The organism is Pseudomonas sp. SWRI51 (assembly GCF_014268825.1).
GTDB classification, from domain to species: Bacteria; Pseudomonadota; Gammaproteobacteria; order Pseudomonadales; family Pseudomonadaceae; genus Aquipseudomonas; species Aquipseudomonas farsensis.
This window is the reverse complement of record NZ_JABWRG010000137.1, coordinates 1-10,421: the sequence shown is the minus strand read 5'-3', so window position 1 is coordinate 10,421 and position 10,421 is coordinate 1. Positions and strand designations below refer to the sequence as shown.

8 protein-coding genes are annotated in these 10,421 nt (G+C 63.3%); 6 read left to right on the top strand and 2 right to left on the bottom strand.

Annotated elements, in window-relative coordinates:
- Positions 1-228 precede the first annotated feature (228 nt).
- On the bottom strand, positions 229-1,107 hold the full coding sequence (locus HU720_RS22980) for a LysR family transcriptional regulator (RefSeq protein ID WP_186523266.1): 879 nt from the start codon (positions 1,105-1,107) through the stop codon (positions 229-231).
- Positions 1,108-1,207: 100 nt separating this feature from the next.
- Here HU720_RS22980 and HU720_RS22975 point away from each other — a divergent pair, with 100 nt between their 5' ends.
- Genes HU720_RS22975 through HU720_RS22965 form a run of 3 tightly spaced genes read left to right on the top strand, consistent with a single transcriptional unit; the run spans position 1,208 to position 4,166 of the window.
- A complete protein-coding gene (locus tag HU720_RS22975) occupies positions 1,208-2,497 on the top strand; it encodes a citrate:proton symporter (RefSeq protein ID WP_186523265.1) in 1,290 nt (429 codons plus the stop codon).
- A 2-nt stretch (positions 2,498-2,499) separates the two neighbouring features.
- On the top strand, positions 2,500-3,849 hold the full coding sequence (locus HU720_RS22970; protein WP_186523264.1) for an acyclic terpene utilization AtuA family protein: 1,350 nt from the start codon (positions 2,500-2,502) through the stop codon (positions 3,847-3,849).
- Between the two features lie 2 nt (positions 3,850-3,851).
- Positions 3,852-4,166 (top strand): hypothetical protein, encoded by a 315-nt coding sequence (locus HU720_RS22965; RefSeq protein WP_186523267.1) that lies wholly within the window; start codon positions 3,852-3,854, stop codon positions 4,164-4,166.
- Positions 4,167-4,218: 52 nt separating this feature from the next.
- Here the strand turns inward: HU720_RS22965 and HU720_RS22960 are convergent, their stop codons facing one another.
- Complete coding sequence (locus HU720_RS22960) at positions 4,219-4,917, bottom strand: pirin family protein (protein ID WP_186523263.1); 699 nt, start codon at positions 4,915-4,917, stop codon at positions 4,219-4,221.
- Positions 4,918-5,136: 219 nt separating this feature from the next.
- On the opposite strand from HU720_RS22960, the gene HU720_RS22955 reads away from it, so the two are divergent.
- The 3 genes from HU720_RS22955 to HU720_RS22945 all read left to right on the top strand — a co-directional run bounded on the left by HU720_RS22955 (position 5,137) and on the right by HU720_RS22945 (position 10,207).
- Positions 5,137-7,608, top strand: coding sequence for a UvrD-helicase domain-containing protein (locus tag HU720_RS22955; RefSeq protein WP_186523262.1), 2,472 nt, complete (start codon positions 5,137-5,139; stop codon positions 7,606-7,608).
- A gap of 179 nt (positions 7,609-7,787) precedes the next feature.
- Entirely contained in the window at positions 7,788-9,461 is a 1,674-nt protein-coding gene (locus HU720_RS22950; RefSeq protein ID WP_186523259.1) for an MFS transporter, read from the top strand.
- Between the two features lie 224 nt (positions 9,462-9,685).
- Positions 9,686-10,207: an acyloxyacyl hydrolase gene (locus tag HU720_RS22945; protein ID WP_186523257.1), complete on the top strand. Its 522-nt coding sequence runs from the start codon at positions 9,686-9,688 to the stop codon at positions 10,205-10,207.
- Positions 10,208-10,421 lie beyond the last annotated feature (214 nt).

Sequence of the window (10,421 nt, the reverse complement as noted above, 5' to 3'; positions counted from 1 at the left end):
GGGCTGCGCAGCAGCCCTGAAAACCCATGGGGCTGCTGCGCAGCCCAACGCGGGGCAAGCCCGCTCGCCACAAGGAGATCTGTCTGGCGAAAACAGGGTTGTACAAAACCATAGAATCTCCCACAGTGAATGTGTCTAGCCTCGATATTGTGCCTTGACCCACACCCTGTGGGAGCTGGCGACAGCCTGCGATGGGGCCAGGGCGGGCTTGCACAGCAGTTACCCAGTCTACAGGTTGATGCCCTGCAAACATTCCAGCAACCGCGCAGCCGCAGGCGACAGGCTGCTTTCGCTACGGGTGATGACCCCAAGCTCGCGCTCAAGGCCCGGCTCTGGCAAGGCCCTGCGCACCAGCCGCCCTTCGCCATCGTCCGCCGACTCGGGCAGCAGGGTGATGCCCAACCCGTTGCGCACCAGGGCAAGCACCGTCGACATGTAATTGGCTTCCATCACCGCCCGCAGGCGCAGCCCGCGCTCGCTGAACACTTGCTCGATCTGCGCGCGCACGCTGCTGTCACGGCCGGTCAGGATCATCGGTTGGTCATCCAGCGCCGCCAATGTCAGCGCGCCCTCGGCCAGTGGATGGTCCGCGCGTACGAACAGGCATAAACGGTCACGCAGCAGTGGGCTGAATTCCAGGCCATGGCCCAGTTGGCTGCGCACGCCAATGCCAAAATCGACATCCGCGTCGCGCACCCGCTCATTGATGCGCTCGGCCACCAGGTCGCGCAGGCGCACTTCAATGCCTGGGTGGCTCTGGGCAAACTGCGCCAGGCATTCGGCCAGGGCGCCGGCGCAGAGCGAGGGTAGGGCGGCGACGGTGACCACCCCGCGCCGCACCGCTGCCAGCCCCTGGCTTGCACTGACAATATTGGACAGGTCCAGCAACAGTTTCTCCATGGCCGGCAGCGCCTCGCGCCCGGCGGCGGTCAGTGCCACGTGGCGCGGGCTGCGCTCCAATAACGCCACCCCCAGCCATTCCTCGAGCTGGCGAATCTGCACGGTAAGCGCCGAGGGCGACAGGTGCAGGTCGTCCGCTGCGCGGGCGAAATTGCCGCGCTGGGCGACGGTGATGAAGGCGCGAATATGCTGCAGGGCGTTTTTCATTTTGTTTTTTCGAATGTGCCTGGCTTTAAATTGCAATTTACACAAAGTCGCACGCTTGCTGATACTCCGGCCAACAACAAAAACAAGCCGGAGTCCCCCCATGCTCGCCCTTTATGGCGTCATTACCATCCTGTCTTTGCTCGTCGCGGTGATGAGCAAACGTATCTCGCCCTTGGTGGCGCTGATCGCGTTCCCGGTGATCGCGGCAGTGCTGGCCGGCTATGGCCTGCAGACCAGCAGCTTCATCATTACTGGCATCAAGAACGTCGCCCCCGTGGTGGGCATGTTCATCTTTGCCATCCTGTTCTTCGGCGTGATGACCGACGCCGGCATGCTCGACCCGATCATCGACCGTATCCTGCGCGCCGTGGGCACGCGGCCGACGCGGATCGTCTGCGGCACGGCACTGCTGGCGTTGCTGGTGCACCTGGACGGTTCGGGGGCGGTGACATTCCTGGTGACGGTGCCGGCCATGCTGCCGCTGTATACCCGTCTGGGCATCGACCGACGGGTGCTGGCCTGCGTTGCGGCCATGGCGGCGGGCGTCAACTTCCTGCCCTGGACCGGGCCGGTGCTGCGCTCCTCAGCCGCACTGCATGTACCGGTATCGGAACTATTCCAGCCGTTGATCCCGGTGCAACTGGTGGGCCTGGCGTTCGTCTTTGCCTGCGCCTGGTGGCTGGGCCGCCGTGAAGAGAAGCGCCTGGGGCTGCTGGCCGGCGGCGACATCACCGCGCCCGAGCGGGTGCTCAGCACCGAGGAGCAGGCCTTGCGCCGGCCGCGGATGTTCTGGCCCAACCTGCTGCTGACCGTGTTGGTGATGGCGGTGATGATCGCCGGCTGGGTCGACCCGGTGGTGATGTTCATGCTCGGCACTGTGGCGGCGCTGTGCCTGAACTACCCGCGGGTCGACCAACAACGCGAGCGCATCGATGCCCACGCCCGTACCGCACTGACCATGGCCAGTATCCTGCTGGCGGCCGGGGTGTTCACCGGCATCATGCAGGGCACCGGCATGCTCAAGGCCATGGCCGAGGTGGCTGTGCAACAGATTCCTCCAGGCCACGGCCAACTGATCCCGGCGCTGGTGGGCTTTGTGTCGATGCCGTTGAGCCTGCTGTTCGACCCGGACTCGTTCTATTTCGGGGTGATGCCGGTGATCGCCGAGGTTGGCCGCTCGCTGGGCGTGGACCCGGTGCAGGTGGCCCAGGCTTCGCTGCTGGGTGTGCACACCACAGGCTTCCCGGTAAGCCCGCTGACGCCTGCAACCTTCCTGCTGGTGGGCCTGTGCAAGCTGGACCTTGCGGACCATCAGCGCTTCACCCTGCCGTTTCTGTTTGCCGCGTCGGTACTGATGACCCTGACCGCGCTGGCCTTGGGAGTTTTCTGAGCATGCAAACCTTGCGAATCGGGGCGGGCGCCGGCTATTCCGGTGACCGTCTGGAACCTGCCATCGAACTCGCCCGTGACGGGCAGCTCGACTACCTGATCTTCGAATGCCTGGCCGAGCGCACCATCGCCTTGGCCCAGCAGGCACGTCTGGCTGACCCTGCGGCCGGCTACGACCCTCTGCTTGGCGCCCGTATGCGCGGCGTGCTGCCCTACGTACGCCAGCCAGGCCGGCGGCGCTTGCGCATCATCAGCAACATGGGCGCGGCTAACCCGCAGGCCGCGGCGCAGCACGTGCTGGCCATCGCCCGTGAACTGGGGCTGAGCGGGCTCAAGGTGGCGGCCGTTGAGGGCGATGATGTGCTTGAGGTGCTGCGTGCGCACCCTGAGTGGACCCTGGATAACGGCTCAAGCGTCGCCGCACTTGGCCAGCGGATGGTGTCGGCCAATGCTTACCTGGGCGTCGAAGGCATTCTTCAGGCCCTGGCCGAGGATGCCGACGTGGTGATTACCGGCCGCGTTGCAGACCCGTCGCTGTTTCTGGCGCCGCAGGTGCATGCGTTCGGCTGGGCCGAAGACGACTGGTTACGCCGGGGCCGGGGCACCTTGACTGGCCATCTGCTTGAATGCGCAGGGCAGGTCAGCGGTGGCTACTTCGCCGACCCGGGCCTCAAGGAGGTGCCGGACCTTGCGCGGCTGGGTTTCCCGCTGGCCGAAATCGACCCAGACGGCATTGCACGTATCAGCAAGGTTGCAGGCTCTGGCGGGCGTATCGATGTGGCCACCTGCACCGAACAATTGTTGTACGAAGTTCACGACCCAAGCCGGTACCTGACGCCGGACGTCACTGCCGACTTTTCCGCTGTTGCTTTCGAGCTGCTTGGGCCAGACCAGGTGCTGGCCAGCGGTGCGCAGGGCCAGTCACGGCCAGAGCGGCTGAAAGTCACCGTGGGTTACCGCGACGGCTGGATCGGGGAAGGGCAGATGTCCTACGGCGGGCCGAATGCCGTGGCGCGGGCGCGGCTGGCCGGGCAGGTGGTCGAACAACGCCTGGCGTTGACTGGCGTTGCCGTGCAGGAGCTGCGCTGTGAACTGATGGGCGTCGATTCGCTGCATGGCAGCACCTTCGACGCAGCGGCCGAGCCTTGGGAGGTGCGCCTGCGGGTTGCCGGGCGCTGCGCGACCCGCGAGGCGGCTCAGGCGTTGGCCAATGAGGTGGAGACGCTGTACACCAACGGCCCGGCCGGTGGCGGCGGCGCTACCCGCCAGGTACGCGAAGTGCTGGCAGTGGCGAGCGTGTTGCTGCCGCGCGAACTGGCCGTTCCACGTGTTCATCTGGAGGTGTGCCCATGATCATCCGCCTGCAACAGCTTGCCCATACCCGTACCGGTGACAAGGGCGATACCTCGAACATCTCGCTGATTGCCTATCGGCCGGAGGATTTCGCGGTGTTGGAGCGTGAAGTGACGGCGCAGAAAGTGGCCGACTGGTTCGCGCACCTGCGTGATGCCGACGCACAGCCCGTGCAGCGCCATGTGCTGGCACAACTGCACGCGTTGAATTTTGTGCTGCCGGGGTTACTGCGCGGCGGGGTGACCCGCTCGTTGGCGCTGGATGCCCATGGCAAATGCCTGGGTGCGGCGCTGCTGCGCATGGAAATCCAGCAATAGAGCGCCCGCAGGAGCGGGCGGGGTGATGCCGGGCCGCAGCAGCGGCCCGTGCTCAAGCCACATCGACCAGCACGATTTCGCTGTCTTCGAGCGCAGTGACCGTCAACACGGTCTCGTGCTCGATCGCCACGCCATCGCGGGCCTTGGCCTTCAGGCCGTTGATCTCTACCAGCCCTTTGGCCGGCACCAGATAACCGCGGCGACCTTCATCGAAACGGTATTCGGCGCTTTCACCGGCGCGCAAAGTGGCGGCTACCAGGCGGGCATCGGTGCGGATCTGCAGGCTGTCTTCGTCGCCCTCACGGCCACTGGCAAGGGTCACGAAACCTTCGCCGCGCTCACCTTTGGGGAACGGTCGGGTACCCCAGGACGGCGCCTGGCCAACGCTTTCGGGCACGATCCAGATCTGGAAGATGCGCGTGTCGACGTTCTCCAGGTTGTATTCGCTGTGCACGATACCGCTGCCGGCACTCATTACCTGTACATCGCCCGCTTCGGTACGGCCTTTGTTGCCCAGGCTGTCCTGGTGGGTAATGGCCCCTTCGCGGACATAGGTGATGATTTCCATGTCGCGGTGCGGGTGCGGCGGGAAGCCGCTACCTGCGGCAATCCAGTCATCGTTCCAGACCCGCAGGTTGCCCCAGTGCATACGTGCTGGGTCGTGGTATTCGGCGAACGAGAAGTGGTGGTGGGCGTCGAGCCAACCGTGGTTGGCGTGGCCGAGGCTGTCGAACGGTCTGAGTTGCAGCATGGTCGTGCTCCTGTAATGGGGTGGAATGGGGCCATGATGCCGCGCTGAAAGATCTAAAAAAAGCGTGAATATCGGCTTAATATGATCAGTTCTATCGATTGTTTTAGCTGTGTATCTGCATGCGGTTCATCGCCTAATCCACTGATCCATAAGCATTCGCTGGCACTTTTCAATAGATAGCGCGAACATGGCCACTGTTTTGAATCCCTTGGAGTGACCGTGTCCAACGAGCATCCCCACGCACCGGCTGACCTGACCCCACCCGCCCAGTTGCCCTGGTTGCGCAGGCTGGCCGCACGCCTGCTGGGCCGCGGCCTGAGCCGCCTGCAGGCGCAGCACCGCGACAGTTGGTTCCTGGGCCACGCCACCGGCCAGCGCAATGGCCACGCCGACGGGCTGCGCGACGGTTACGAACGCGGCCGTGCCGAGGGCTATGAGGCGGGGCGCCAGGTATTGGTCATTCGCGACCTGCGCGCGCAAAGTGCGGCGGTGCCGGGCGAAGACGACAAGCTGTTCGATGACTGGCGCCTGCCGCTGACGGCAGAGCTGAAGAAGCGCTTCAAGGCTGACGTCGCCAAGCGCCTGCCGGCGCATGCCCAGCCCAGTGCTGCACAATGGAAGCTGATTTTCAGCGACACCCCGTCCACCTGCGTAGTGGCCGGGGCGGGCGCAGGCAAGTCCACTTCACTGGTGCTGCGCATTCTATTGTTGCGCCATTACCTGAGCTTCGAGCTGGACGCGATGACTGTGGTCACGTTCACCCGCGAGTCGCGCAAGGACTTCATTCAGCGCCTCTTGCAGGTGTTCGCGCTCTGGCAACTGGAGCTTTCGCCGGTGCAGGGTCGCGAGTTGGTACGCACCTTCCATTCGCGCATCCTGCCATTGGTGCGTAGCCTGCCGGGCTTCAACCAGGTGCGTGCGTTCGAGACCCTCGGCCATGACATGCCCGCCGGCAACGAGGCCGCAGCTGACAGCAACCCGTTCGACCTGCGCTTGAACGATGCGCAGCGCCAGCAGCTCAACCTGTGCTACCACGACTTGCTTGAGCAGAGTCCGCGTTTTGCCAGCCTGGTGGGCGCCTTGCGTCAGGAAGCACTGCTGCTCAAGCCGGTCGACCCGGACCACCCGGATGTGCAAAAGCGCGTGCAGGTGACGCAACTGGCTGCCCAGCGCGATGAAGAGCTGTGCGACGTTATCGAAGACCTGTGGTTTGCCGCAGGCGCGTGGCCGATCAAAGGGATAGAGCCGTGCCGCGACACCGTGCAGATTCGTGGCAGCCGGTTCCATGTGCAGGGCCGGCTCGAAGGCCTGGATGCCTGGGTGGTGCTGGGCTTCGACCCTTCTGAAAGCGCCCAGTATCAGCGCCCCGGCGCCAAGCTGACAGTACGTGCAGAGTGGGCGGTAAAGCGCACCTTGTTTCAAGCTTTCTGCGATAAGCCGCTGATATGGCTAGATAACTATGCTTCAGCCAAGCGCCTGGCTGCCGCCTTGGCGGGCGACGCAGTGGCCGGCCCTGGCTTTGAATACAAGGTCAAAGGCGAGCTTGCTCCAGCGCCGCTATTGGACGCTTTCGTCGGCGCCGCCAGCTTTATCGAAAACCTCGGGCTGGACGTCAGCCACGCCGTGACCGCCATGAGTTTTGCGCCCGGTGACAGCGATGGGCCGTTTTTCGAGGCGCTGGCTCTGTTCTGGAAGGCATTGGAAGCGCACCTGCTGGCCCAGTCGCCGCCGGTGATGACCTATAACCGCATGTTTGCCCTGTTCGGCGAGAATAACCCCGAGAACCTCAAGCTGCTGCCGGACCCTTTGCTGCGGCCCCTGGCGCACCTGATGATCGACGAATTCCAGGACGTCTCACCGCAGATCGTCAGTTGGTTGCGCGCAAGCCTGGCTGAGATTCGCAGACGTGGCCCGGCCATGCATGCCGGGCGCGGTGCGCAGCATTCCTCGCTGATGTGCGTAGGGGATGACTGGCAGGCAGTGTATGGCTGGCGCGGCAGTTCGCCGAAGTATTTCATGGAGTTCACCAAGGCCTTCCCATCCCCGGCCCATACCCGGGTGATGCTGGTGGACAACTACCGCAGCCAGCAGCACGTGATCGACGCAGCCGAGCACTTGGTCAAAGGCACGCCGGCGATTACCGGCAAGAAAGCCCGGGCCAGCGGGCCGGCTGCCGAGCTGCCTTTGGCGCCGGTAAAAGTGTGCGAGCGCGATGAGGTGGCGTTGGCGCAAACGCTGGTGGAGCACTATGAGCAGGGCGAAACGGTGATGATGCTGTATCGAAAAAGTAACGATAAGTCACTGATGGAGCAGCATTTATTGCCAATACTTAAAGTAGATTCTAGCTTGCCGCCGAGCCAGCGCCGCTTCAAGCAACTGACCTATCACAGCGCCAAAGGCCTGCAAGCCGATGCGGTATTCATGCTTGGCGACTGCCAGTATCTGACCAGCTCGCCATACAAGAACCAGGTCTACCGGCTGGCCGGGCTGGGCAAGCCCGGCGATGCCCAGGCGTTCGATATCGCGCAAAAGGAAGAGGTGCAACGCCTGGCCTATGTTGCGATCACCCGTGCGGTCAGCCATTGCTATTGGTATGTGGAGAGGCCCAACGCAGAGGCGGTAAACCAGCCGCGCGCCTCGGCACTGGTGGATGGGCGCCAGGCGTTCTTCGAAGACTTGCGCGGCCAATAGCCCAGGCATTGCTTGCCGGGTGGATATCCCGGCAAAGCCGATTATGCTTCACATACCTTGCCGCGATCCGAGGCTGTGCCTCGTCGTGCTTCGCCGCAACCTGCAAGCCTAAGGGCTGGGTGCGTGCGGATGGATTCGTTGGGGCACTCCGGTCCAAAAAACTGTGACGGAGGCAACCCATGGCGGTTATCGACAGCGCGTCCTCGGGCAGTAGCGCACCCCAACGCGGCATCACCCGGGAGGAGCGCAAGGTCATCTTCGCCTCTTCGCTTGGCACCGTTTTCGAATGGTACGACTTCTACCTCTACGGCTCGCTGGCAGCAATCATCGCCAAGCACTTCTTTACCGGGGTTAACGAAACAACGGCGTTCATCTTCGCCTTGCTGGCGTTCGCGGCAGGCTTTGCCGTGCGCCCGTTCGGCGCAATTGTGTTCGGCCGGCTGGGCGACATGATCGGGCGCAAGCATACGTTCCTGATCACCATCGTGATCATGGGCCTGTCCACGGCGGTGGTGGGCCTGCTGCCCAGCTACGCCAGCATTGGCGTAGCGGCGCCGGTGATCCTCATTACCTTGCGCCTGCTGCAGGGCCTGGCATTGGGCGGTGAATACGGCGGGGCGGCTACCTATGTTGCCGAACATGCGCCCAAGGGCCGGCGCGGCTTTTTTACCGCATGGATCCAGACGACCGCCACCCTGGGCCTGTTCCTGTCGCTGCTGGTTATTCTGGCCTGCCGCACGGCAATGGGCACCGAGGCCTTCGAGGCCTGGGGCTGGCGGCTGCCGTTTCTGCTGTCGATCGTGCTGCTGGCGATTTCGGTGTATATCCGCATGCAGCTCAATGAGTCGCCGGTGTTTTTGAAGATGAAAGCCGAGGGCAAGGCATCAAAGGCACCACTGACCGAATCGTTCGCCCGCTGGGACAACCTCAAGATCGTGATCATGGCGCTGCTTGGCGGCACCGCAGGGCAGGCAGTGGTGTGGTACACCGGCCAGTTCTATGCGCTGTTCTTTCTGCTGCAGATGCTCAAGATCGACCCACAGACGGCAAACCTGCTGATAGCTGGGTCACTGCTGATCGGCACACCGTTCTTCATTTTCTTCGGTAGCCTGTCGGACCGCATTGGCCGCAAGCCGATCATCATGGCTGGCTGCATCATTGCGGCGCTGACGTACTTCCCGATCTTCAAGGGCCTGACCGAGTACGGCAACCCGGACGTGTTCGTCGCCCAGGAGCAAAACCCGGTGGTGGTGGTCGCCGACCCTGCGCAGTGCGCGTTCCAGTTCGACCCGGTGGGCAAGGCGCGCTTTACCAGTTCGTGCGACATCGCCAAGAGCCTGCTGGCCAAGCGCGCCATCCCGTACCAGAACCAGGCCGCTGAACCCGGCAGCGTGGCACAGGTGCGTATCGGCGAGCGGGTGCTGCCCAGCTTTGACGGCAGCAGCCTGCCAGCGGCGGAGTTCAAGGCGCGCAATGAGGCCTTTACGGCAACCCTGAGCGGCGCACTGAAGGAAGCCGGCTATCCGGAAAAAGCGGACCCCGCGAAGATCCATTACCCCATGGTGCTGCTGTTGCTGACGTTGCTGGTGATCTACGTGACCATGGTCTACGGCCCGATTGCTGCCTGGCTGGTGGAGCTGTTCCCGGCGCGTATCCGCTATACCTCCATGTCGCTGCCGTACCACATCGGTAATGGCTGGTTCGGCGGCTTCCTGCCGACCGTCGCATTCGCCATGGTGGCGGCGACCGGGGATATCTACTACGGGCTGTGGTATCCAATCGTGATCGCGGTGATGACAGCGGTACTGGGCATCTTCTTCCTGCCTGAGACCAAGGACCGCGAGATCACGTAAGGCCTGAGGGCAGTTGTGACGCACTGCAGCAAAGTTGCACGATAGTGGCAAAACACCTTCAATTTTTGCGCTACTCGGACGATACTCCTGAAAGTATTACCACTTGTGACCGCCCGGGATGCGGCGGTCACCTGCGGCACATAACGAGGGGCCAAGCCCCCATTTGCCACAGGCCCGCGCCTGACAGACGCGGGCCTGTACACGACCATCAGGAGAAACCGTTGATGAAGACCCGTCTTGCCGCTTCGCTGGCCGTTGCTGCGTTGGCGCTCGCTGGTGCCTGTTCGGCACAGGCTGCGCAGGTTTCCGGTGCCGTCGGCGCCACCACCCAAGGTGACATGACTTACCGCCTGGGCCTGTCCTTCGATTGGGACAAGCGCTGGCTGGAGAGCGATACCGGTTTTGTGACCGGTTACTGGGATGCGGCCTACACCTATTGGGAAGGCGGCGACTACAGCGGGGCGCACTCGCTATCGCTGAGCCCGGTGTTCGTTTACGAGTTCAAAGGTTTCACCTACACCCCTTACATCGAAGCCGGCATCGGCCTGGCGGCATTCTCCAAGACCGAAGTGGGCGACCAGCGTCTGGGCTCCTCGGTCAACTTCGAGGACCGCATCGGCTTTGGCTTGAAGCTGCCGGGTGAACAGAAGGTAGGCATCCGGGCCATGCATTACTCCAATGCCGGCATCAAGCAGCCGAACGACGGGATCGAGTCGTACTCGCTGTTCTACAGCAAAGGGTTCTGAGGGGGACGGGCCTGCGTAGGATGGCACCGGCTTTGCCGGTGATCGCAGGCTGTCGCCAGCTCCCACAGGATCTGGGCAAGGCCTCAATGTTGCGGCTTTGCGCGGTCTTTGTGGGAAATTCTAAGGTTTTGTACAAGCCTGTTCCCGCCAGACATATCTCCTTGTGGCGAGCGGGCTTGCCCCGCGTTGGGCTGCGCAGCAGCCCCTTGGGTTT

Coding starts and splice junctions, on each gene's coding strand:
- HU720_RS22960 (WP_186523263.1), bottom strand. CDS start 4,917: ATGCTGCAACTCAGACCGTTCGACAGCCTCGGCCACGCCAACCACGGT.
- HU720_RS22970 (WP_186523264.1), top strand. CDS start 2,500: ATGCAAACCTTGCGAATCGGGGCGGGCGCCGGCTATTCCGGTGACCGT.
- HU720_RS22975 (WP_186523265.1), top strand. CDS start 1,208: ATGCTCGCCCTTTATGGCGTCATTACCATCCTGTCTTTGCTCGTCGCG.
- HU720_RS22980 (WP_186523266.1), bottom strand. CDS start 1,107: ATGAAAAACGCCCTGCAGCATATTCGCGCCTTCATCACCGTCGCCCAG.
- HU720_RS22945 (WP_186523257.1), top strand. CDS start 9,686: ATGAAGACCCGTCTTGCCGCTTCGCTGGCCGTTGCTGCGTTGGCGCTC.
- HU720_RS22950 (WP_186523259.1), top strand. CDS start 7,788: ATGGCGGTTATCGACAGCGCGTCCTCGGGCAGTAGCGCACCCCAACGC.